The organism is Pyxidicoccus sp. M15, from assembly GCF_056858435.1.
Map to the genome: position 1 here is coordinate 6,248,686 of NZ_CM166495.1, position 23,684 is coordinate 6,272,369.

General features: G+C 66.1%; 13 protein-coding genes. 7 read left to right on the forward strand and 6 right to left on the reverse strand.

Translation table 11 applies throughout. The annotated features are described in order from the left end of the window. The first annotated feature begins 117 nt into the window (after positions 1-117). Positions 118-1,278: a bifunctional methionine sulfoxide reductase B/A protein gene (locus ACX9TP_RS23465; RefSeq protein ID WP_482981958.1), complete on the forward strand. Its 1,161-nt coding sequence runs from the start codon at positions 118-120 to the stop codon at positions 1,276-1,278. A 59-nt stretch (positions 1,279-1,337) separates the two neighbouring features. Here the strand turns inward: ACX9TP_RS23465 and ACX9TP_RS23470 are convergent, their stop codons facing one another. The 5 genes from ACX9TP_RS23470 to ACX9TP_RS23490 form a co-directional block, all read right to left on the reverse strand. Continuing rightward, positions 1,338-2,159 (reverse strand): mechanosensitive ion channel family protein, encoded by an 822-nt coding sequence (locus tag ACX9TP_RS23470; protein WP_482981959.1) that lies wholly within the window; start codon positions 2,157-2,159, stop codon positions 1,338-1,340. Positions 2,160-2,301: 142 nt separating this feature from the next. Further along, the gene (locus tag ACX9TP_RS23475; protein ID WP_482981960.1) at positions 2,302-3,912 is read right to left on the reverse strand and encodes a sigma 54-interacting transcriptional regulator; all 1,611 of its coding nucleotides are present in this window, start codon (positions 3,910-3,912) and stop codon (positions 2,302-2,304) included. A gap of 48 nt (positions 3,913-3,960) precedes the next feature. Next, positions 3,961-6,942, reverse strand: coding sequence for a tetratricopeptide repeat protein (locus tag ACX9TP_RS23480; protein ID WP_482981961.1), 2,982 nt, complete (start codon positions 6,940-6,942; stop codon positions 3,961-3,963). A 195-nt stretch (positions 6,943-7,137) separates the two neighbouring features. Then, complete coding sequence (locus ACX9TP_RS23485) at positions 7,138-8,601, reverse strand: DNA cytosine methyltransferase (protein WP_482981962.1); 1,464 nt, start codon at positions 8,599-8,601, stop codon at positions 7,138-7,140. Positions 8,602-8,726: 125 nt separating this feature from the next. Further along, entirely contained in the window at positions 8,727-9,275 is a 549-nt protein-coding gene (locus ACX9TP_RS23490) for a very short patch repair endonuclease (protein ID WP_482981963.1), read from the reverse strand. Positions 9,276-9,682: 407 nt separating this feature from the next. On the opposite strand from ACX9TP_RS23490, the gene ACX9TP_RS23495 reads away from it, so the two are divergent. The 6 genes from ACX9TP_RS23495 (at position 9,683) to ACX9TP_RS23520 (ending at position 20,029) form a co-directional block, all read left to right on the forward strand. Then, positions 9,683-9,958, forward strand: a complete 276-nt coding sequence (locus ACX9TP_RS23495; RefSeq protein WP_482981964.1) for a hypothetical protein — start codon at positions 9,683-9,685, stop codon at positions 9,956-9,958. Further along, the gene (locus ACX9TP_RS23500) at positions 9,946-11,433 is read left to right on the forward strand and encodes an ATP-binding protein (RefSeq protein ID WP_482981965.1); all 1,488 of its coding nucleotides are present in this window, start codon (positions 9,946-9,948) and stop codon (positions 11,431-11,433) included. Before ACX9TP_RS23495 ends, ACX9TP_RS23500 begins: the two co-directional genes overlap by 13 nt. A 16-nt stretch (positions 11,434-11,449) precedes the next feature. Next, a complete protein-coding gene (locus ACX9TP_RS23505) occupies positions 11,450-14,278 on the forward strand; it encodes a Z1 domain-containing protein (RefSeq protein WP_482981966.1) in 2,829 nt (942 codons plus the stop codon). Next, on the forward strand, positions 14,256-15,260 hold the full coding sequence (locus tag ACX9TP_RS23510) for a PD-(D/E)XK motif protein (protein WP_482981967.1): 1,005 nt from the start codon (positions 14,256-14,258) through the stop codon (positions 15,258-15,260). The genes ACX9TP_RS23505 and ACX9TP_RS23510 overlap by 23 nt, the downstream gene beginning before the upstream one ends. Continuing rightward, complete coding sequence (locus tag ACX9TP_RS23515; RefSeq protein WP_482981968.1) at positions 15,257-17,371, forward strand: AIPR family protein; 2,115 nt, start codon at positions 15,257-15,259, stop codon at positions 17,369-17,371. The genes ACX9TP_RS23510 and ACX9TP_RS23515 overlap by 4 nt, the downstream gene beginning before the upstream one ends. 1,410 nt (positions 17,372-18,781) lie before the next feature. Continuing rightward, positions 18,782-20,029, forward strand: a complete 1,248-nt coding sequence (locus ACX9TP_RS23520; RefSeq protein ID WP_482981969.1) for a hypothetical protein — start codon at positions 18,782-18,784, stop codon at positions 20,027-20,029. A 60-nt stretch (positions 20,030-20,089) separates the two neighbouring features. Here ACX9TP_RS23520 and ACX9TP_RS23525 read toward each other — a convergent pair whose 3' ends face one another. Continuing rightward, on the reverse strand, positions 20,090-23,593 hold the full coding sequence (locus ACX9TP_RS23525; protein ID WP_482981970.1) for a pyruvate carboxylase: 3,504 nt from the start codon (positions 23,591-23,593) through the stop codon (positions 20,090-20,092). Positions 23,594-23,684 lie beyond the last annotated feature (91 nt).

Here is a 23,684-nt window from a genome sequence, read left to right on the forward strand (position 1 = left end):
GGTGGCACGGACCCACGCGGACAGTGTGAGCGGCGCCCATCTCTGAAACCCGGTTCGGGCCTCGTGCGTACAGGCGGGAGAACCCGCACGCACCCGGCGTGCCCGGAGGCCCCACCCATGTCGCCCGTTGCCGCCATCCCACCCCCGTCCCGCCGCGCTCCGCCGCCGGTGGCGCGCCGGCTCCTCCCCGTTGCCCTGGCCTTCTTCGCCGTGCTGGCCGCGTGCACCGAGGCCCGCGGGGCCGCCCCCGGCGCCAGCGCGGCCTCCACCCCCCCGAGGCCCACCGTGAGCGACACCCGCCGCTACGAGAAGCCCGCCGACGCGGAGCTCCGTCGCACCCTGTCGCCCCTCGCGTACGAGGTCACCCAGGAGGACGCCACCGAGCCCGCCTTCCACAACGCCTTCTGGGACCACCACGCCGAGGGCCTCTACGTGGACGTCACCACCGGCGAGCCGCTCTTCTCCTCGCGCGACAAGTTCGACTCCGGCACCGGCTGGCCCAGCTTCACCCGCCCCGTCGACGGCGCACACGTGGTGGAGAAGCGGGACGTCAGCCTCGGCATGGTGCGCGTGGAGGTCCGCTCGAAGGCCGGGGACTCCCACCTGGGCCACGTGTTCGAGGACGGGCCGAAGCCCACGGGGCTGCGCTACTGCATCAACTCGGCGGCGCTGCGCTTCGTCCCCGTGAATGATTTGGAGAAGGAGGGCTACGGCGGCTGGCTGCCGCACTTCGGCCGCACCGCTCCGAAGGCTGCGGTCGGTGCCGTGAAGTTCACCGTCCCCGCGGCGGGCACGGAGACGGCGTTGCTGGCGGGAGGCTGCTTCTGGGGAATGGAGGACCTGCTCCGGAAGATTCCGGGCGTCGTCAAGACGGACGTCGGCTACACCGGAGGCGCCTTCAAGCACCCCAGCTACCAGGACGTGAGCTCGGGCGACACCGGGCACGCGGAGTCGGTGCGCGTCGTGTTCGACCCGAAGGTGCTCACCTACGAGACGCTGCTGGAGAAGTGGTTCTTCCGCATGCATGACCCGACGACGCTCAACCGCCAGGGCAACGACAGGGGCACCCAGTACCGCTCCGCCATCTTCTACCTGTCCGACGAGCAGCGGCGCGTGGCCGAGACGGTGAAGGCCCGTGTCAACGCCTCCGGCAAGTGGAACCGCCCCGTCGTCACCGAAATCACGCCGGCCGGCGAGTTCACCCCCGCCGAGGAGTACCACCAGGACTACCTGGAGAAGAACCCGGGCGGCTACACCTGCCACTACCTCCGCGACTGACGCGCGCTCCTCGATGAGCGCGCGGTGGGCCTGGCGGGCGGCCTTCAGGACCGCGGGTTTCAGCCCGCCTTCGCCGTGAGCTGCCGGACCGTGTCGAACGGCACGGAGTAGCCGGAGGCGACGAGGAAGTCCGCGGCGGCGCCCATGACGTCGTCCTGCACCGCCGTGGCCTGGGTCGGCTTGCAGTACACGCCGATGCCGAGCACCGGCCCCAGGGCGGTGAACTCCGCCACCTCGACGGAAGGCGCGGGCTGCTGCAGGACGCCGGGCACCGTGGACACCATCTCCTGGAGCGCGCGCATCTGCATGCGCACGTCACCGCCATGGAGCAGCGGCAGCTTGATGACGAGCTTGCGGTGCGGGTGGTGGGAGAAGTTGATGATGTTGTCGCCGAACAGCCGGTTGTTGCCCACGGAGATGCGCAGGTTGTCCGACGTGTCGAGCGTGGTGGCGAAGAGGCCAATCTCCTGCACCACGCCGGTGACGCCCGCGGCGGAGATTTCGTCGCCCACGCGGAAGGGGCGCAGCACGAGCAGGAAGACGCCCGCCGCGAAGTTGGAGAGCAGGCCGGACCACGCGGTGCCAATCGCGATGCCCGCCGCCGCCAGCAGCGCCGCGAAGGACGTGGTCTCCACGCCCATCGTCCCCAGGATGCCGAGCAGCAGGAGCATCGTGAGGGAGCCGCTGAACAGCGACTCGACGTAGCGGATGAGCGTGGCGTCGAGCCGGCGCTTCTGCAGCGCCAGGTTGAGCACGCGCCGGAACCCGTTGATGACGGCGCGGCCCGCGAACCACAACACCAGCGCGCCCATCAACTTGAGCAGATAGGGGAGGGCCGAGGTGAGGGCCAATGACTGCAACTGCGCGATGATTGCGTCCATGGGCCGGCGATATTTGCAGGCGTCGGGCCAGGACACCTAATCCCTCAAGTCCTTGGAATTCCAAGAGTCGGGGGCCGGTGTCCGGACAGGTGCGGCCAGGGCTGACGTGTCCGGAGGCGGACCCACCGGGAGGGCTGACGCGTCAGGAGCCGCCCAGCCCCAGCTCGCGCAGGCGGCGCTGGAGGGCGCGCTTGGAGACCTCCAGCCGCTGGACCATCTTGTCCAGGTCGCCCTCGCACTCGTGGAAGCAGCGGGTGATTTCCTCCGGGCTCAAGTCCCGCGCGGTGCGCAGCAAGGAGCTCTTGTCGATGAGCACGTAGACGGAGGGGCGGGGGATGCCCAGCCAGTCCGCGGTGGCCTTGAGGTCCCAGGAGCAGGCGCGCAGGGCCTCCAGCAGCTCCTGCTCGCTCACCTCGGAGGGCTTGCGGCGCGGGGCCTTCGCCTCGCCGCCGTCCGCCGTGGTCGGGGAGGCTGGCTCCCGGCCGGGGACGGGCATGGCGTCCGCGTCGAGCGTCTGCTCCAGGCGTGCGTCGACGCGCAGGTGCGGCAGGCCCCGGCTGCCGATGATGAGCTGGCGGACGACGTTGCGGAGCTGGCGCACGTTGCCGGGCCAGCCGTAGCGCACCAGCCGCACGGCCAGCGTCGCCGGCAGCCACGGCTCCGCGCGCGGGTCCGTGGCCGACAGCGGCCCGGAGTCCCCGGTGGTCTCCAGCTCCTGCCGGGCGAAGAACATGAACAGCGGGCCGATGTCCTCGCGGCGCGCGCGCAGGGGCGGCATGTGGATTTCGTAGCCCGCGAGCCGGTGCAGCAGCGGCGCCTTGAAGAGCCGCTCCTGGATGCGCGACTCCAGGTCCGAGTCCGTCGCCGAGACGAGCCGCACGTCGACGGGCACCGGCGTGTGGCCGCCCACCGGGTACACCTCGCCCGTCTCCAGCACGCGCAGCAGCGCGGCCTGCACCTCAGGTGGAGCCTCGCCCACCTCGTCCAGGAAGAGGGTGCCGCCCTGGGCGGCGCGGAAGAAGCCCTCCCTGTCCCGTGTGGCGCCGGTGTACGCGCCCTTCTGCGCGCCGAACAGCTCGGCGGAGACCAGCTCCTTCGCCAGCGCGCCCAGGTTGACGCTCACGAAGGGGCCCGCGCGGCGGGGGCCCTGCTCGTGGATGGCGCGCGCCACCAGCTCCTTGCCCGTGCCCGTCTCGCCGCGGATGAGCACGGGGACGTTCAGGTCGGTGACGCGGGCGATGTCCTCGCGCACCTGGCGGATGCCGTCGCCCTGGCCGACGATGCCCAGGTCCGCGGGGGCGGGCTCGCGGCGGCTCGCGGCCAGGTGGAGCAGCAGCACCACGCGGTCGGCGAGCACCAGCGGCACGCCCGCGGCGAGCTCCTCGGGGGAGAACTCCCGGACGCCCTGCACGGGCGCGTCCGCCACCCACACCCGCGTCCCACCCTCCGGCACCACCAGCCTCAGGGTGCCCCGCGTCCCCGGCTCGAAATGGATGGGCGTGCGGCTGATGAAGGGGTCCCCCAGCGGCTGCGTCACCAGTCCCCCCGCGCGGGAGAACTCCGGCGCGTTGCGCGACAGGGACGCCGTCTGCCCGGAGGTGGCCAGCGTCTCCAGCAGCAGCTGCTCGCCGATGCGCTGGGGATGCGGATGGGACATGACGGTCAGCGCCGGAATCACGCGCTGGGCGGGAGTCTCCCGTCCATGCGAGTGCTCGGCGGTCTGCGACATGTCGTCGGAGATCTTCTGCTGCATGGTCCTTCCCGCGTCTCCGCGTCGTCTATCAGCAATCCCCACGACGCCCTATCGGATCTCCGCGGCCGTGGAGGGGGGATGTGACGAAAGCCACTGAGCCACCTCGGTGACCTTCCGTTCCTGGCCAATATTTCCGTAATCCTCGCGGACCTGGGTCGCCAGCGCGCGAGCGCGAGCGCGGTCGGCATTCGCCTCCCACAGCGCCCGAGCCAGCGCCCACCGTGCCTCGGTGCGCGCGCGGACGGGAATGTGCACGAGCGACTCTTCCAGCAGGGGGACGGCCGCGGCGGGCTGGTGGCGGGCCAGGCCCAGCTCACCCAGCCCGAGCCGTGCGAGGGCGAGGAGCCGGGGGTCGGTGGCGGCCTGCCGCGCCCCGGCGTCGCGGGCCTGCTGGAGCTGGCGGGCGGCGTCCTCGAAGCGGCCCAGCCGCACCAGCGTGCGGCCCAGCAGCGCGGACACCTGGGCGGCGTCGGCGGGGTCTCCGCCCGCCACCTTCTCGTGCAGCGCCAGGGCGCGCTCGAAGTCGTCGCGCGCCCGGGCGTCCTGCCCCATCGCGGCCCGCACCTCGCCGATGCTGGCGTGCGAGTGGGCGACGCCGGGGTGCGCGTCTCCCAGCGTCCGGCGCCTCAGGGCGAGGGCGCGCTCGTGGTGCTCCAGCGCCTGCTCCAGCTGGCCGCGGGCGAGCAGCACGTCGCCCAGGTTGGCGAGCGAGGACGCCACCATGGGGTGCTCGGGGCCCAGCAGCTTGCGGCGCATGGCCAGCGAGCGCTCGTACAGGGCCTGGGCCTGCGCGTACTCGCCCAGCTCCTCGTGGACGATGCCCAGGTTGTTCAGCGTCACGGCGATGGCCGGGTGCTCGGAGCCGAGCGTCTCCTCCTTGAGCGCGAGGGCGCGCACGAAGTGCTCGCGGGCCTCCGCGTACCGGCCCTGGTCCATGAGGACATTGCCCAGGCCGTTGAGCACGCGCGACAGGCTGAGGCGCTCCGGCCTGGGGGACCGCTCCAGGAGGGTCAGCGCGCGCGCGTAGGACTCGCGGCTGTGCGCGTAGTCGCCCGTCATCCAGCGCACGTTGCCCACCGTCTCCAGCGCCAGCGCGAGGAGCTGCTCGTCGCCCAGCCGCTCCGCGGCCGCCATCATCGGCAGCTCCAGCCACATGGCCTCGGCGTAGCGGGACTGCCGCGCGCCCACCTCCGTGACGAGGAAGCTCCAGGCCTGCGACTCCAGCACCGCGTCCCGGCCCTGCGCGGCCTGGATGAGCGCCTCGCGCAGCAGGAGCTCCGCGCCCTTGTAGTCGCCGGCCCCGTCGCGGTGCATCGCGTGCCAGAAGAGCGCCTGTCCATGGGCGGGCGGGTAGCCCAGCGCCACCAGCTGGGGCCGCAGCTCCTCGGCCAGGGCCAGTCCCTCCTTGTACCTGCCCGCGCGGTGGAGGGCCTCCAGCCGGTCCTCCAGGGGCTGGAAGGCCTCGACGCGGGCGCGCACCGCCGGGTCCTCGGGCGGCGGCACGGCGGCGGTGAGCAGGCGCGTGTCCGCGCAGTCGCTCAAGGGCGGCAGCGACTGCACCGCCTGCGCGGCCGTGTCCACCAGCTCCGCGTCGGGCTCCTTGACGAGCAGCACCGTGAGCGCGCCGAGCTGCCCGCGCCGCCGCTCCAGGCAGTACTCGCGCAGCACCGCGAGCCGCTGGGGCTGCGCCGTGCCTTCCTGCCGCGCCAGCTCGCACGCCTCCGTCCGCTGCTTCACCCACTCCTCGGAGTACGCGTTCAGCATCCGGGCCACGCGGGCGGAGGTGTCCTTCGCCTGCGGCAGCCCCGTGCCCACCATCACTTCTTCCAGCTGCCCGGCCAGTCGCGCGTCCCAGATGCCCGCCAGGCGCCGGTCCATGTCGACGCAGGCGGAGGCGGGCGTCTCCTGACGCACCCAGCCCCAGACGGCCGCCACGCCCAGCAGCACCACGCCGCCCGCGAGCGCCCCCGCGCGCAGGCGGGCCCGCCGCCGCTGCTCCGGGTCGTTCTCCAGCTCCGCCAGCAGCTCGCGCAGGGAGCCCGGACGCTGGAGCGGGTCCGCCTTCAGCCCCCGCAGCACGGCGCGCGCCACCCAGGAGGGCACCTCGCTGTGCGGCGGCGGGGGGACGATGCGCTCCGCGGCGCGGGCGTCGAGCAGCGCGGCGAAGGTGTCCCCCTCGAAGGGCCGCACGCCGTAGAGGCCTTCGTAGAGGGCCACGCAGAAGGCGTACAAGTCACTGCGCGCGTCCACGGCGTGGCCCTGGAGCTGCTCGGGGGCCATGTAGCGCGGCGTGCCGAGCACCTTGCCGGACTCGGTGAGCGGCTCCATCCACGTCCTCGGCAGCGGCTCGGCGGAGGCCTGCGGTACCGCGTCCTCCTGGCTGGCGCCGTGTGCGGCCTGCGCGAGGCCGAAGTCCGTCACGCGGACGCGGCCGTCCTCGCCGACGAGGACGTTGTCCGGCTTGAAGTCGCGGTGCACGAGGCCCGCCGCGTGCGCGGCCACCAGGCCCCGGCCCGCGTCCAGGAAGGCGCGCAGCACCTCGCGCCAGGTGCGCGGCTGCTGGCGGAGCCACTGCTGCAGCGTCCGGCCCTCCACGTACTCCATGGCGATGAAGACGGACTCGTCCTCCAGCCGGCCGGAGTCGTAGACGTGCACCACGTGGGGGTGGTTGAGCCGCGCCATGGCCTGGGCCTCGCGCAGCAGGCGCACCTGGGCGTCGTCGCTGGTGTCGAGGCTCCAGATGGGGCGCAGCAGCTTGAGCGCCACGCGCCGGTTGAGCCGCACGTCGTAGGCGGAGAGCACGAGCCCCATGCCGCCATGGCCCAGCATGTCCAGCACGGTGTAGCGCTCCGCCAGCACCCGTCCCGGAGGCGGCGAGGCGATGGAGCTCCCCGGACGGACGGTGTCGTGCGTGTCGCCCGGCGTCGGCGGCGCGGTGCCTTCCCGACCCGGGGCGGAGGGGGGCCCCAGGGTGAGCGTCTCTTCAGGCGCGTTGACGTCGGACGCCCCCCTGGGCCGAAGAGGACTCATGTCCACGACTGTACATCGCCCCCGCGTCCGACCATACCCTGCGTAAGGGCTGACGTGGTTGTCGGGAATTCAATGGTTGCGTGCCGGGGTCTTCGCTTCTTGGACTTTGAAGGCTGGCTATCCGCACGCGTGGTGCGGTGCGCTTCCGGCGGAGGTCTTCGGGGGCGGGGTGCCGCGCTTGGTCCTGTGCCGCAGCTACGCGACCCGGGTTCTGGCCTGGGCTCTTCCTGGCTCATCCGAAAGATCTGGCAGCGCTTTCGGAGTGATGTTCAGGCGACGGAGTAGTTCGTCCGCGATGTACCAGGCCAGGAGCGGCGGGACGCTGTTTCCAATCTGCCGGAAGGCTGGATTCATGGTGCCGGCGAAACGGAATCCGTCCGGAAAGGATTGAAGGCGCGCAGCCTCGCGCACCGAAATCACCCGTTGCTGCGCCGAGTCGTAGTGGATGTGGCTGTAGGTGTCCTTGCCCAGGTGAGCCATCAGCGTTCTCGCGGGCTCATCGGCGGCCATCTTGCGCCATTTGTTGGGGAACTTTCCGGGGTCGTACGGAGGAACATAAGCGGCTTCGAGATCCTCGTACTCGGGCGATCCGTGCGCCAAGCGAGCGCCCGCCTTTCGCTGTTTCTCCAGTGCCTTCTCGAAGAACTGCGTGGCCCGTGCATGTGCCTTCGGGTAGTCCTCACCGGGTTCCATGTCCTTGAAGAGCCGGTAGTCACGCAGGGTCAAGCAGCGGGTGACGTGGTCCCTGAGAAAGCCATCGGATTCGAATCCGGGCCACTGCCGCATGAGCCGTGCATATGCGCTGTGAGGACTTGCGGTATGGGGCACGTGACCGTCCAGATAGCGCGCGCCACGACGGTCCCGGTTGTGGAGGTGATCCGTCAACGGGGGCAGGTCCGCAATTGCCTCGGCGACGGTCACAGCGGGAGGTGCATCCGCTGGGGCGGCAGGCGGAGACACGTACCAGGACTCCCTACCCGAGACCTTCGCCAGGATGTTCTTCAACGCCACATTCCGGCTGCTGGAATATCCTCGTGGAAAATCAACCTTCCGCGTCGGCACGGGAAAGCTGGGGTCGCTCCCGGTCACCTTGTGGACGGCGACAAGGAAGAACCGCTCGCGCATCTGCGGAACTCCGTAACTCGCCGCGTTCAGGAGGGTATACGCGCACCGGTAGCCCATGGCCGTGAGCGACTCGCAGATTTCATCTCCGAGGTTGTGCCCACCCCAGTTGAGGATGTCGGGGACGTTCTCCATGACGAGCGCCAGGGGCCTGAGCGCTCGGACATATTGGAGGTACTGCACATAGAGCGTGGCGCGCGGGTCCTGCTTGAAGGCCTCGGGATGCTGCAACACCTCCCGGAGCTTCGCGCGGCCGACGCGTGTAAAGGCGGGGCAGGGTGGACCGCCGACAATCAGGTCGACGCCTTTATCCGCAGAGTGCCGCTGCAGGAACTGGAGCAGCGGCCTGGGCTTGATCTTCAAGATGTCGTTGGCCAGGGCGTGCCGTGTATCCGCCGAGCCGTCTTTCAGTCGATGGAAATTCAATGCGTGGGACTCGGCGGCATGCTCATCGAGCTCTACTCCGCCGACGCTGACACAGCCCGCACTGACGAAGCCGAGCGTGAGGCCTCCACACCCGGAGAACAGGTCCAGCACCCGGAGCGGCTCTCCTCTCCCGAGCCTCTCCAGCTTCGTTCCGATGCCTCGATCCATCCCGCCACGGCTTATACCGTAGGGCCTCCGGCTGTCCCACTTCTTGGCTTCCTGCTTCGGCCTGGAGATCATGCCCTCTTCCACTTCTTCGTGCTTCGTTGCCCGACCACAGCGCGCTTCGCGGTGGCGTCTCGAAGGTCCTCCATCCAGCGCTGCTCCATATCGCCCTCACCGGCCAGCGGAGTGACCTGGACGACCCTCCATGCTGCGGAGGGAGTCCATTTTCCATCATGGATTGCGGCACGGACGCACTCCACGGCTTCGGACAAGGACTCGAAGATCTGGTGCTCCCAGAAGCGGCAGATGCGCCAGCCATCTTTTTCGAGGAGGAGCGTCTGTCGCCGGTCCCGTTCCACATTCTCGCGCAGCTTGGAAGACCAGAAGTCGTCGCGCGTTCGCGGCCGCACGTAGTGCTCGGGGCATCCATGCCAGAAGCAGCCATCGATGAATACGGCGACCTTGTGCCCTGGGAAGACCACGTCCGGCCTTCCGTGCGGGGTTCGGGCGTGCAGGCGAAATCGCAGTCCGGCCCGCCAGATCGCCGACCGGAGTAGACGTTCGGGAGAGGTGTCGCGGCCGCGAATCCTCGACATTTGCTCGGAACGGGAGAGGCCCATGTGAAATGCCTACCTAACAGGTCCTGTCGACCGTTGCATCACCGATGGGTGGTCTGGTGGGCGGTCGACGGGCGCAGAGGGCTGTACCAGATCGGGCGTGTTGGGCTGGTTGTTCCGCTGCGGTGCCAGTTCCAGGTGCGGGAGGATGACGCCCACCCACCGTCGCCTTGGACTGCACCTTCGCCGCGCCTACCACAGCCGACTCCTTGTCACCAGAGGGACCTTGGGAAGGCTGGTGCCGTACCAGTGGAGATGCCTGTCTGGCTGCTTGGTCGGCTCTCGCGGGACCACTTCTTGGGAACAAGGAAACCAGGTAATGTGGAATAGGGTTTCCACCGGGGGCTGGCTTCTCGTGATCGGGAGGCAATGCACGCTTCCAGGTGCATTGCGGAGAAGACGAGGGCGCGTTGCGCAAGGTTGGCGAAGTCGTGTCGAAGGCCGACTACGAGATTGCAGAGCTGCGGGCGTCTCCCACCCTCAACGCGCGTCGGGCTGTGAACTACAGCCTGAAGAAGACGCGGGCTGACCTGACCGACAACAACATCACCGTGGAGGGTTGCAGCCCCTGGCTCACCTTCCACGGCAGTGGCGAGGACTCGTACGGCACCATGCAGGATGACGTCCGTGGGAGGTTCGAGGCCGGGCTGGTGGGCGCCATGCGGAGGTGCACATGGCGGTCGTAAAAACTGGGGCCGAAGAGGTTGAACCCAACGCGGGTAGCCTCGTTGAGTCACTCCGGGACTTCGGCTACACGCTCCAGACTGCTCTCGCGGATCTCATCGACAACAGCATTACTGCTGGTGCTCGGCATATCCGGGTCGTCATTGAGGACTCGCCACGGGCGCCATACATCGCCGTCGTGGATGACGGGAGTGGCATGGACCTCAAGACGTTGGTCGAGGCCATGCGGATGGGTACGAGGGGACCTGATGCCGCGCGTACCGCAGGCGATCTGGGCCGCTTCGGCCTTGGAATGAAGACCGCGTCCCTTTCGCAGGGGCGCACCTTCACCGTCATCACGCGGCAGAAGGGCAAGAAGCCCATCGTCCGTTGCTGGAGCATCGGGCACATCCAGAAGAGCGGGAAGTGGCAGCTCCTGCAGACCCCGACCACCCTCGCAGAGCGATTCCTGGAGGAGTTGTCTGCGGCATCTCAAGGAACTGCCATCGTGCTCGAGGAGCTGGATAGGCCGAGCTTCCTGCAGGTGCTGCCAGCCAAGAGGGATGAGCACTTTGGTGCTGCGCTCGAAAGCGTGCGGCAACACCTCGCAATGGTATTCCACCGCTTCATTGAAGATGGAATGGAGATCCGTCTCGGAACTCAGCCCATTGCGCCATGGGATCCTTTCCTCCGTGGCAAGAAGTCCGCACAAAGGGAAACGGAAACAATCCGGCTCAAAGGGGGGGCGGTTGCCATCACGCCATGGGTTCTGCCCCACCACAGCAAGCTCACCGAGGAGGAGCATGCTCGGGCCGGAGGTCCGAACGGTTGGAACGCGCATCAGGGCTTCTATGTGTACAGGTGCGGCCGACTCATTGTTCCGGGGACCTGGCTGAACCTTCAGCTCAAGAAGGAGGAGCACTACAAGCTTGCGCGTATCCAACTGGACCTGCCGAACAGCATGGATGCGGACTGGCAGCTCAACGTCATGAAGTCGCACGTTGCCGCGCCGGCCTGGCTGCGGGATGACCTGCGGCGCATCGCCCAGCAAACCCGGAATCAGGCCTCCCAGGTATACCGTCACCGCGGCGAGAGGCAGGCGCCTGTCGAGGCTCCGCCGCAGCGTTTCGTGTGGAAGCGAGAGGAGACCCGGACCGGCGTGCGGTACCGGATCGACCGAACGCATCCTCTGATCCAGTCGCTCCTGCATGTCGGGTGCGCACATCAAGAATTGTTGAATGCGGCGCTCGGCGTCATTGAAGCGAGCATCCCCATTTCCACGATGCTCCAGGAACCCGCGCGGGCGATTGAAGGAAGCGTATCGGCTGCGCCGACGTCTGCGGAGTTGCAGCAATTGGCGGAAATGGCGCAGCACGCCATCCGCTTCTTCGTTTCAACGGGCCGGAAGCCCGCCGAGGCACGCGATACCGTCCTCTCCGCCGAGCCTTTTGTGCGGCATCGGGAAATCATCCTCCACTTTCTGCAGAAGCATAGTTGACTCTCACGAGAACATCATGCGCTCACTTCCAATGACTGCCGCTCAAGTCGCGGACCTTCTGGTCGAGAACTTCGCTGGCGATGCGGTTCCCACGCTCGCCGAGGTCGAAAACACGGTCCACGCGATGCTCGTCGGCCCGTTCGCTGCGCTGAAGCCGGCTGCCCCCGAAATTGTCGATAGCGTACTGAAACGTTTGAAGGTCAGAGTTGGATCGGCCTCCGTTCTTGTTGATGACAAGGACCACGAAGAGTGGCTGCCCCAGGTCGACCGAACGGCATGGCGACTGTCAACCCGACTCTTCGATTATCTGAAGAAGGTGGACGGCATTCCTCCTGCGGTTGTGACGGAGCTGAATCGATCCACAGATCAGTCACTGGAGCGCCTCGAATCACCGCATCGTTCAGGACGGTGGGATCGCCGCGGCATGGTGGTCGGCTTGGTGCAGTCGGGAAAGACGACGCACTACACGACGCTCGCAGCCAAGGCGCTCGACGCGGGATACCAGTTGGTGATCATCCTGGCGGGCATCCATAACAATTTGCGGAGCCAGACCCACGAACGCATCGACAAGTACCTCATCGGGTACGACAGCGCTGCCTTCCTGGAACAGGTGAAGAGAGAGGGCAACAAGGCCTCGAAGGTGCCTATTGGCGTAGGTGAGCGTGACCTGCGCCTGGGCCAGGACCAGCCAAAGTTCTCTATCGTGACCTGCACTACATCGGCTGACGATGGTGATTTCGTTGCCGGAGTTGCGAACAAGGTGGGGGGGCTCACGCTGAGCGACGGGCTGCGCATGGTCATGGTGGTGAAGAAGAATGTGACTGTTCTTCGAAACCTGAGCCAATGGCTGCGTGCGCAGAACATCGTAGGCGGCTCTGGGAATGCCAAGCGGATCAATGCACCAACCCTGGTCATCGATGATGAAGCGGACCACGCGTCCATCAATACAGAGCGCGATCCGGAGGCGGACCCGACCAAGGTCAACCGGCTCATTCGCGAACTCCTCTGCAACTTCAACCGGGTGTCGTTCGTTGGCTACACGGCAACACCGTTCGCGAACATCTTCATCCCACCGGAGGAGGATCACCCCGAGTTCGGTCCGGATCTCTTTCCCAAAAGCTTCATCGTCAATTTGAAGCCGCCATCCGACTATGTGGGCCCCGATGTGGTCTTTGGGCACCGTGGAGATGAGTCGGCGAACATTCCGGAAAAACCGCCACTGCCCATGCATGTGTCGGTGGGCGACTTCGGTGGCTGGATTCCGGACAAGCACAAAAAGACGCACAACCCCGGTTTGCTACCCGAGTCCCTCAAGGAGGCGATCCGGCTCTTCGTGCTTGTCTGTGCAGCCCGGCGCGTTCGTGGAATGGTAAATGTACATAATAGCATGCTCGTGCATGCAACCCGCTTCACCCTCGTGCAGGACCGCGTCACGGACCAGGTGAAGGACGTCGTTTCCGGGCTCCTCAACATCCTCGGCTCCGGTTCTGAGGAAAGAGTTGCGGCGCTTCAGGACGAGTTCCGCGACATCTGGAGAAAGCGGATTGCGGATGTCCACGGCCAGTTCAAGGAACGGTTGCTTGATACCTGCCCGCCCTTGCCCGAGTGGGATCGTGTTTGGGCGGAAGTCCAGCCCTCCGTGTCACGCCTTGAAGTCATGGCGGTGCATGGCGAGTCCGAGGACTCTCTCGCGTACTCCAGGAAGAAGGATGGGCTCTACGTCATCGCCATTGGCGGCGACAAATTGAGCCGAGGTCTTACCCTGGAGGGCCTGTCGGTCAGTTACTTCCTGCGGACATCGAAGATGTTCGACACCCTGTTGCAAATGGGGCGCTGGTTCGGTTACCGGCCGGGTTACATTGATCTCTGCCGGGTTTACACACCTTCTGGTCTTTACAAGGCATTCCGAGAGGTTGCTCTTGCGCTCGATGACCTTCGAAAGGACCTGGACCGGATGGCAAAGGCTGGCAACAAGACGCCTCTGGATTTTGGACTGCGTATTCGCACGCCCTCGGAGGGGCTGCTCATCACCGCTGCGAACAAGCTTCGTACAGGGCAGAATGTTCAAGTCCGATTCGCGGGCGAGTTGGTGCAGTCGCTCGAAATTCCACGGAGAAAACAGGCAGCCATCGACAACATCAGCGCTGTCGAGGCACTGCTGAAGGGGCTTGCCCAGCCCTCGGATACCGTGCGTGGTAGGAAGGTTCCCCACCGAGTCTGGACCGACGTAGATGCAGACCGCGTTCTCAGGTTTCTTGAGAGCTACCAAGCCAGCGAGACGGCATCGTTCCTCGGAGGATGCGAGAATCTGAGGAGTTACATCCGCCAGCAGGTGCGGGCCGGTGAGTTGACCCATTGGACTGTCGTGGTGGTCTCCAAAATGAAGGGGGATAAGCAGATCAAGGTAGGGGGCGAAAGCGTCACCCGCCTCTATCGCACCCCCAATGATGACAAGAAGGACAGCGACTACCTTGAGCTGCAGGCGGTGGTCGGAACCGAAGAGGAAGGATTGGACCTGTCGGAGCAGGAGTACGGCACGGTTGTAGAAGCATTGCGCTCCAAGTCCGATGGGGAGGAAGCTGGCAAGCGAGATCTAATGCGGGATGCGCGACCTGCCGAACGCGGGCTGCTGCTTGTTTACCCGCTCGACCCGAAGCCGGGAGACAAGGATGCACTCGTCGACCCGAAGCTGGGAGACAAGGATGCGCCCGACTACGTACCTGCGGTCGCGATTAGCTTCCCGACCTCCAGGACCGCGCAGCCGTTGGAATACCGCGTGAATGATGTATGGCTGCAGCGTCATGGCATTATCGGAGACTGGAATGCCGACGGACAGGCTGTCTGAGATATGGGCATCACTGCGGAACCAGCCAGCACAAGGAGGCTTCCACCTACAGCTTCTCGAGACACGAGGCGACATTCGCGTTTTCGCCTCCCTTGACGTTTCAAACGACACCCCCGGCCTTCTCTTCGAGGTTCCGGCAGGCCTGAAGACGTTGGATGGTCGGAACATCCGTACGAGTGCATTCAGCGTGCACGGCGCGCAGCTTCTGGGCCTGTCGGCTGGACGATCAGCCCTCACCATCCACCTTCGAGATGGTGGGTTCTCCACCCTCTTCGAGCTTCTGTGTGCGGACGTCTTGAGTGCATTCAGAAGCTCGCCGACCACAGCAGCAGCTGCTGCTGCGCTGACGCGAACCATCGAGCGCTGGCGCCTGTTCGTACTGGCTGGAGCACGTCCACTTTCAGAGGAGGAGGTGCGAGGTCTGCTGGGTGAACTCACAGTGCTCTCGCGCCTGGTTGGTAGATTCGGCCCCGCGACAGCATTGGATGCCTGGGAGAATCCCGGCGAGAGTCTCCGCGACTTCCAGTTGCCTGATGCCTCCATCGAAGTGAAGACGTATCAAGCGGACAGTGGGCGAAAAGTCCGCATCAACAGCCCCGAGCAGCTTGAGCGCGACGTACACCGTCCGCTCTTCCTGGCGGCAGTGGAGATTGCGCGCGTGGACAGCACTGGCAGAACCCTGCCGGACTACATCGCCCTCCTCGCAGAGTTGCTGGGGAGCGGGCTTCGGAGCGAGTTTGAGGAGAAGCTAGCGGCTTACGGGTACCTCTCCGTGCATGCGGACCGGTATCCGCTCCGGTATGGCGTCGGGCCGGTGCAGACCTTCGCGGTCATTGAGGGGTTTCCGCGGCTTCGCAGGGCGTCCATTCCTGCGGCGGTCCAGGACGTAACGTTCTCCTTGAGCATCTCGGACCTCGAAACGTTCTCCGTAGCGCCCGGGACGGTGGTGGGGGCCGCCTTGCCTGAGTTTGAAAAGCCATGATGAGAGAGTTGCAAGCATTCCTGGACAATCTTCGGGGTGAGGTCTTCAACAGGGCGCATGCGCCGGGCCAGGGAAATTTCCGGCTTGCTGCGCTGGCGGAGGAGCTTTTTGCCCTCTTGGAGGAGGCCGCTGTCGTGCCCGATGCGCATGTAGCCTTCTACCGGCATGAACAGGGCAACGTGCACGCCGAAATGCATGGCTACTCCTTCGATGCCGATGATGACGTGCTCTCCCTCTTCTATTTCGTCGACGCCTATGAGGACGTTGCTCTCGGAGACCCGGCGACGGTTGCTGGTACGCGGAAGGAGGAAATGAGCCGTGCGTTCCGGCGACTGGATGCCTGCGTCCGCATGGCGAAGAAGGGGATCCCTGGTGATGTCGACGAGGCTCAGCCCGCATATGAGCTTTTCAATCTCATCACGGAGTCGCTCCGGACGCGACGCACCATCGAACTCCACGTCGTCACCACCGGCACGCTCACAGACCGGGGGGCTGTCGTCGATGCCAAGGAAGGCGACGTGCGGCGGGAAAGTTGGGACCTTCTCCGGCTGCAGCGCGTGTGCGGTGGGTCGCGCGCAGAGGGCATTTCGGTTGACTTCGTCAATGAGCACCAGAGAGCCATCCCGTGTCTTGCGACTTCGGTGGGGAACGATGGGCTTCAGGTCATGCTCGCATGCATCCCCGCGAAGGTGCTTGCCACCATTTACAATACCTACAGGGCACGCCTCCTTGAACGGAATGTCCGGTCTTTTCTTCAGTTCACGGGGAAGGTGAACAAAGGCATCCGGGACACCATCGTCAATCATCCACAGCGGTTTCTCGCCTACAACAATGGCCTTGCGGCCACCGCTTCCCGAGTTGAACTGGAGGAGGTCGGCGCTGGCTTGGCGCGCATCCGCGCTGTGCATGACTTCCAGATCGTGAACGGCGGGCAGACAACCGCATCCATTGCAAGCTGTGCGCGTCGCGACGACGCTGACCTGAGTGCGGTTTCCGTGGCGATGAAACTGACGGTTGTACCGGCCGATCAGGTCGATGGCCTCGTCGGTCTCATCTCTAAATACGCGAACACACAGAACCGGATTCAAGAGGCAGACTTCAGCGCCAATCACCCTTGGCACATTGCACTGGAGCGCCTGTCGCGTGCGTCATGGACGGCCCCGACATCCGACTCCCCACGCGGGACGCGTTGGTATTACGAGCGCTCGCGCGGCCAGTACGCGGATGAACTGGCCGCGAATCCAACAGCCGCTGGCCGGCGGAAGTTTCGCATCGAAAATCCATCCCCACAGAAGTTCACGAAGACGGACTTGGCGAAGGTCCTCCTTGCCTGGGAAGAGCGTCCGGCGCTGGTGAGTCGAGGAGCTCAGAAGTCCTTCCTTGATTTCATGGGGCAACTCACTCGCGAGAGTCGCGGGGCGCCGGATCAGGACGAATTTCAACGTATCATTGCGCAGATGATGGTGTTCCAGTCCGCTGAGACGCTTTATGGCGAACTGGGGTACCAAGGCCTGCGGGCACAGGTAGTCGCCTATGCTGTTGCCCGGCTCTCCCATGCGCTTCGAAGGCAGCTCCCGTGGCGTGAAATCTGGAACAAGCAAGCCGTTCCGGATTGGCTCAATCAGGCCCTCAACCTTATCATCATTGCCGCGCGCGGCGTTATCAGCCAGCCGCCAGACAGTCAGAAGAATCCGACGGAGTGGTGTAAGAAGGATGAGTGCTGGCACCGGTTGCTGGAGCGCGACATCAAGCTAGAAATCCCGGTGGGGCTGGTTGACGCGCCTGCTGGCTCTGCAGGGCCTGCGGTTGTGGCTGCGGCGGATGCCCTCCTGCGGGCAGTCAACTCTGTCCCTGCGGACGTCTGGTTCACTACAGCCAGCTGGGCGAAAGAGACCGGTTCGCTTCATCCTTGGCAACGAAGTCTCGCGGTGTCCCTCGGTATTCTTGCTACGCGTGGGCGGCTACCTTCGCCGAAGCAGACGGTTCAAGGAGGGGTTCTCCTTTTGGATGCGCACAGGCGGGGCTTCGTTCACGAAAAAATCACCGCTACGCTGCTCAGTGGGCTCTCGTCGGTCGCGTCCATCTCATCTGCCAAGCCAAGTCAGGAGTAAGAACTCTAACAAACCCGGCAGGGGCCCGCAGGTATCAGATGGGCGCGGCAGCAGGACTGGCGGTTCTTCAGCGCTGCTAACGTACTTGCTTCTGGCAGGGCTCCTGCATATTAGTGATGGCAATGGCAGCATGCGTTCAACGGCTTGAAGGATATGGATGTGACGAAAATCTCCTTCAGTATTGAGTTTGATCGCTGGAAGCGCAAACGCCGTTTCAATGACTCATACCGCGGGTGGCTACGTTGGATTCAGGAAAGGTACCACACGCCTGATGGCGCAATAAAGATCCCCAAAACCCAGTTTTGTACGCAGGCAAAGTTGGACGACATTACGTTTCGTTTTCAAAATGGGAACCTGCTGAAGACGAATAGAGGTCCCCGGCGCGGGGGCCTATTGTTGCTGCTCGAGTCGCCCCACCGTGACGAATATGACTGCGACATCGTGAGCGGGACGATGATTCCACTGGAGCCCCTAACCGGCCAGAGATGGCGCTTGATGTATCTCTCTCAGGTCCTAACTGCTGTCGCTGAACACTGGAGTCTGCCAGACCTAGCGGATGTAGATGTAACGCTGTGCAACCCTGTGCCGTGGCAAGCCTCACTTGCCCGTCTCCTGACGCGAGACAAGCTTCGCAAGGAAATCCGAAATCGCATCTGGTTAGAGCTGTGGCGTCTGGGTTTTGTGCGGAATTATTTTGCGGAAAGAGTGCGGGGATATCAGCCCGGCATAATACTCAATGGGTGCACAGACGCTCTTAAGCCTAATGTGTTCAATTTCTTGTCCCGACTTGGATATGCAGGGCGAGTAGCTCCGACACACCACCCTTCCGGGTGGATGTACAACGAAGAGGAGCGTTTAAGAGAGAAGCTCACAACAACGTGGGCTTACACTTGGCAGTGAACTTGGAGGCCCTGACAAATTGGAGGGCCCTCCATTTTAAGGATGACGCGGCAGCAGGTGAGGCGGTTTGTTAGGACCTCCAAGCTGAAAATGCTCTGCTTTTGTGATCCTCCGTGTTCTACGTGAGGCACGTGCTCGGCGGCGAGCAGCACGTGACGGCGCAGCAGGGGGACGGAGAAGTAGTTTGAGCGTTGTGATTTCGTCCGCTGCCTGGATATTGGTTGATCAAGGGTGTGATCAGTGCAGCCAGGATGGCGTCCCCGCCTCGTTTTGACCCTCGAAGCGTCCGATCTTTAAGCCGCCGACAAGGTCGTTCGCGCCGTCAGTCGATCGAGGTTCGTGTGCCCGGGTTTGCGGCAAGCTCCAGTGGTACGCGATGAATTCACGGCCCTGAAACGCGGACGGGGCGGGGGGACGTCCTATGCTGCGCGCGGCCTGCTCCAGGCGGGTAGGGCGGCGGCGAGCGGCGGAGTTTGCCTTCCCAAGCACCCCAAGCAACGAGGCTCGTTCATGCGCCGTTCCCCGAAGTCCCTCTGGCTGTTCCCCGCGCTCCTCCTGGGCGCCTGCGCTCCCACCGAAGCCCCCGCGGACGCGGAGCCCTCCACCACCGACACGGTGACGCAGGGTGTGCTCTACGCGCCCCCCGCGCCGGTCAGCGGCAACATCCTCGACAGCACCACGTACATGGGCCAGGTGGCGGTGCCCGGCGCGGTGCAGACGCAGTTCACGACGAACCCGCAGTACTTCTCCTTTGGCATCACCGTCAGCGCCGGCTCGCAGGCGAAGCTGGAGGTGACGCACCTGGGCAGCAGCATGTACCTGGACACGGGCCTCTTCGTGTACGGCCCGAAGAACTCCAGCGGCAGCTATGGCACCACGGTGCTCGCGCAGGACGACGAGTCCGGCTACGGCCAGCTCAGCAAGCTGGCGTCGGTGACGTTCACCCAGGGCGGTGAGTACCTCGTCGTCGTCAGCACCGGCACCGGCGTGGGCAAGCAGTTCCGCCTCCAGCTCGACTGTCTCAATGGCACCTGCAACCCGGTGGACCCGTCCGTCTATGCCACGTGCGACACGGCCCACGTGGAGCCCTGGGTCGAGGAGTGCATGTCCCACTGGAATGCCGAGGGCGTCCCTACCAGCGAGGCCTTCAGCCGGTGCTTCGGCGCGGATGACTCGCACGCCATCTACGAGGGGAACTGCTACGCGGGCAACCCTTTCAAGCCCGCGTGGTGCGCGGGCGGCGAGCCCGCCTGGACGCAGTGGATGTGGCCGAAGTGCCTGGACTACTACTCGGTGGACTACGGCCTGTACTCGCTGTCCCTCAGCTCGCAGACGCTGAGCGCGGGCCTCCAGTCGGAGCTGGCGGCCATCAACACCGCCTGCGGCCAGAACGAGATGTGCACGGGCGCGGCCCACGGTTACGCCTTCTCGTGGAACCACGCCCTGCCGCCGAGCCTGGACAAGGCCGTGGAGGCGGTGGCCGCCATCTCCCAGAGCAATGCGCTCTACGGCTCGCAGCTCGATGCCATGAGCTACGCGGAGTTCGCGCAGTACCGGCTGCGGCCCCAGTTCTACTCGCTGGCTCCGGACCTGCTCAATGAGTACAGCAACGGCACGGAGAACGTGCAGGTGGGCGGCTACCGGTTCTCGTACCCGATGTGGCCGGATGCGTGCATGGTCTGGGAGCTGGACGTCATCTTCTTCCCGGAGTCGCACCGCGTGCTGGTGTTCGAGGAGCAGTACGGCCGGGACTGCTGAAGGCTCGCGGCACCCCACCGCCCCCCGACGCTCGCGCGTGAGGGGCGGTGGCGTTGACGGTTACTGCAGCACCGCGAGCAGGTCTCCGCCCTGCACCGCGCCCTTGAGCGAGGGCACCACCTCCGCCACGGTGCCGGCGCGCGGGGCGCGGACCACCGTCTCCATCTTCATCGCCTCCAGCGTGACGAGCGGCGCGCCGGACTCCACGCGCGCCCCCGGCTTGACGTGCAGGGCGATGACGGTGCCCGGCATGCTCGCCGCCACGTGGTTCGGGTTGGAGCGGTCCGCCTGCCGGCGGGCCTCCACCTTCGCCGCGAGGCTGCGATCTCTCACCAGCACCGTGCGGTTGTGCCCGTTGAGCGCGAAGTAGACGGTGCGGCAGCCGTCGTCGTCCGGTTCGCCCACGGCCGACAGGCTGATGACCAGCGTCTTGCCCGGCTCGAGGTCCACCCAGACCTCCTGGCCCACCTCCATGCCGTAGAAGTAGTTGGGCGTGTCGAGGATGGACACGTCCTCGTACTTCGCCTGGTCCTCCAGGAAGCCCGCCATGACGCGCGGGTAGAGCGCGGCGGAGATGGCGTCCGCGCGGGTGAGCGGGTGGCCCGCCTTCTGGGACAGGTCCTGCTGGAGCTTGCCCAAATCGAGCGGCGGCATGCTGGAGGACGGCCGGCCCTCCACGCGCGGCAGGCCCTTGAGCACCGCGGCGCGCAAATCCTCCGGGAAGCCGTTGGGCGGCTGGCCCAGCTCGCCGCGGAAGTAGCCCACCACGCTGGAGGGGAAGTCCAGGCGCGGCGCCTCGGCGATGAGCTTCGCGCGGGTGAGCGCCGCGCTGTCGCCCAGGTCCGCGCCGCGCACGGCCAGGTCGTTCTTCAGGAGGAAGATGGCGAAGTCACCCACCATCTTCGACGACGGCGTCACCTTGGGGATGTCCCCCACCAGCGCGTTGACGAGCGCGAAGGCGTCCTTCACGTCGTTCCACCGGCCCAACAGCCCCATCTCCGCCACCTGCGGCCGGAGGTTGGAGTACTGACCGCCCGGAATCTCGTGGTAGTAGACCTCGCTCGTCGTGCTCTTGAGGCCGCTCTCGAAGGGGGCGTAGTACTCGCGCACGTCCTCCCAGTAGTTGGCCAGGGGCTGCAGGCGCGCGTTGGCCAGCCCCGTCTCGCGCGGGTGGCCGCGCAGCGCGCTGACGAGCGCGTTGAGGCTGGGCTGGCTGGTGAGCCCCGCCATGCTGCCGAGCGCCACGTCGACGATGTGCACGCCGTGCTCGATGGCCTCCAGGTAGCTGGCGATGCCGTTGCCCGCGGTGTCGTGCATGTGCAGGTGGATGGGCAGGCGCGTCACCTCGCGCAGCTTGTCCACCAGCATGGCCGCGGCGCGCGGGCGCAGCAGGCCCGCCATGTCCTTGATGCACAGGAAGTGCGCGCCCGAGTCCTCGATGCGCTTCGCCAGGTCCGCGTAGTAGTCCAGCGTGTACTTCTTGCGCTTGGGGTTGGCGACGTCGCCCGTGTAGCAGATGGCCACCTCCGCCACCTTGCCCGTCTTGAGCACGCGGCGGATGGACACCTCCATGCTGCCCAAATCGTTGAGGCTGTCGAAGATGCGGAAGACGTCCACGCCCGCCTCGGCCGCCTCGTCGATGAAGGCCTCCACCACGTTGTCCGGGTAGCTGGTGTAGCCCACGGCGTTGGCGCCGCGCAGGAGCATCTGGAGGAGCAGGTTGGGCGCCGCGGCCTTGAGCGCGCGCAGGCGGGCCCACGGGTCCTCGTTGAGGAAGCGGTAGCTGGTGTCGAACGTCGCGCCGCCCCAGCTCTCCAGGCTGAAGAGGTCCGATGCCAGGTGCGCGGTGGCCGGAGCGACGCGGAGGATGTCCCGCGTGCGCATGCGCGTGGCCAGCAGGGACTGGTGCGCGTCGCGCATGGTGGTGTCGGTGAGCAGCACCTTCTTCTGGGCCAGCACCCACTCGGCCAGACCCCGGGGGCCCTTCTCCGCGAGAATCTGCGCGGTGCCGCGCGGCACGGGCCCGGACGGCGTCACCGGCAGGCGCGGCTCCAGGAACTGCGTGGGCTTGAGCCGCTGGTGCTTCTTGATGGTGGGGTGGCCGTTGACGATGACGTCACCCAGGTAGTGCAGCAGCTTGCTGGCGCGGTCCCTCCGGGGCGCGAGCTGGAAGAGCTCCGGCGTCTCGTCGATGAAGCGGGTGTACGTCTCGCCCTTCTGGAAGGCGGGGTGGTGCAGCACGTTCTCCAGGAAGGGGAGGTTCGTCTTCACGCCGCGGATGCGGAACTCGCGCAGCGCGCGCTGGCCCTTCATCACCGCGCCCTGGAACGTGGGCGCGTAGGCGATGACCTTCACCAGCATGGAGTCGTAGTACGGCGAGATGTGCGCCTGCGTGTAGCCGTTGGAGCCGTCCAGCCGGATGCCGAAGCCGTGGGCCGCGCGCCACGCGGTGATGATGCCCGCGTCCGGCATGAAGTTGTTGGCCGGGTCCTCGGTGGTGACGCGCAGCTGCACCGCGTAGCCGCGCGGGATGATGGCCTCCTGCGAGGGGATGCCCACCTCGGGCGAGTCCAGCCGGTAGCCTTCCGCGATGCGAATCTGGCTCTGCACCAGGTCCACGCCCGTCACCTGCTCGGTGACGGTGTGCTCCACCTGGAGCCGGGCGTTGCACTCGATGAAGTAGAACGCGTCGCTGGAGACGAGGAACTCGGCCGTGCCCGCGCTGGAGTAGCCCGCCTCGCGCGCCAGCCGCACCGCCGCGTCGCAGATGGCGGTGCGCAGCGCCGGGGCCAGGTTGGGCGCGGGGGCAATCTCGATGACCTTCTGGTGCCTGCGCTGCACCGAGCAGTCGCGCTCATGCAGGTGCACGAGGTTGCCGTGCAAGTCCCCCAGCAGCTGCACCTCGATGTGGCGCACGCGCTCCAGGAACTTCTCCAGGAACACCGCCGAGGAGCCGAAGGCGCTCTTCGCCTCCGAGCGCGCGGAGGCGAGCGCCGACTCCAGCTCCTTCTCCTCGCGCACCACGCGCATGCCGCGGCCACCGCCGCCGTGCGCGGCCTTCACCAGGACGGGGCCGCCGTGCTGGACGAAGAAGGCGCGGGCCTGCTCCAGCACCCGGGCGTCGTCGCCCTCCAGGGTGACGCCGGGCACCACCGGCACGCCCACCTTCTGGGCGAGCGTCTTGGCGGCCACCTTGTCACCCATGGTCCGCACCACCGGCGAGCGCGGCCCGATGAAGCGGATGCCCCGGCGCTCGCACGCCTCGGCGAAGTCGGCGTTCTCCGACAGGAAGCCGTAGCCCGGGTGGATGGCGTCCACGCCGGCCTTCTGGGCCACGTCGAGAATCTCGTCGATGCCGAGGTACGCCTCCACCGGACGCTTGCCGCGGCCCACGAGGTACGCCTCGTCCGCCTTGTGGCGGTGCTCGTGGGTGCGGTCCTCGTCGCTGTAGATGGCGACGGTGCGGATGCCCAGCTCATTGCACGCGCGGAACACGCGGATGGCAATCTCACCGCGGTTGGCGCACAGCACCTTCTGGATGGGCTTCAGGGGAGGGAGGACCATATCGCGCGCTGTTAGTCACTCCCCACACCCTGGCGCAACCGTCGCGGGACGGAACGTCGCCTTTAGGGCGGTGATCCGCGACGGATATCGG

Excerpts from the sequence above, each read along its gene's own strand:
- ACX9TP_RS23515 (WP_482981968.1), top strand. The coding sequence starts at position 15,257 with ATGATGAGAGAGTTGCAAGCATTCCTGGACAATCTTCGGGGTGAGGTC.
- ACX9TP_RS23520 (WP_482981969.1), top strand. The coding sequence starts at position 18,782 with ATGCGCCGTTCCCCGAAGTCCCTCTGGCTGTTCCCCGCGCTCCTCCTG.
- ACX9TP_RS23510 (WP_482981967.1), top strand. The coding sequence starts at position 14,256 with ATGCCGACGGACAGGCTGTCTGAGATATGGGCATCACTGCGGAACCAG.
- ACX9TP_RS23500 (WP_482981965.1), top strand. The coding sequence starts at position 9,946 with ATGGCGGTCGTAAAAACTGGGGCCGAAGAGGTTGAACCCAACGCGGGT.
- ACX9TP_RS23465 (WP_482981958.1), top strand. The coding sequence starts at position 118 with ATGTCGCCCGTTGCCGCCATCCCACCCCCGTCCCGCCGCGCTCCGCCG.
- ACX9TP_RS23475 (WP_482981960.1), bottom strand. The coding sequence starts at position 3,912 with ATGCAGCAGAAGATCTCCGACGACATGTCGCAGACCGCCGAGCACTCG.
- ACX9TP_RS23470 (WP_482981959.1), bottom strand. The coding sequence starts at position 2,159 with ATGGACGCAATCATCGCGCAGTTGCAGTCATTGGCCCTCACCTCGGCC.
- ACX9TP_RS23480 (WP_482981961.1), bottom strand. The coding sequence starts at position 6,942 with ATGAGTCCTCTTCGGCCCAGGGGGGCGTCCGACGTCAACGCGCCTGAA.
- ACX9TP_RS23525 (WP_482981970.1), bottom strand. The coding sequence starts at position 23,593 with ATGGTCCTCCCTCCCCTGAAGCCCATCCAGAAGGTGCTGTGCGCCAAC.
- ACX9TP_RS23490 (WP_482981963.1), bottom strand. The coding sequence starts at position 9,275 with ATGGGCCTCTCCCGTTCCGAGCAAATGTCGAGGATTCGCGGCCGCGAC.
- ACX9TP_RS23505 (WP_482981966.1), top strand. The coding sequence starts at position 11,450 with ATGCGCTCACTTCCAATGACTGCCGCTCAAGTCGCGGACCTTCTGGTC.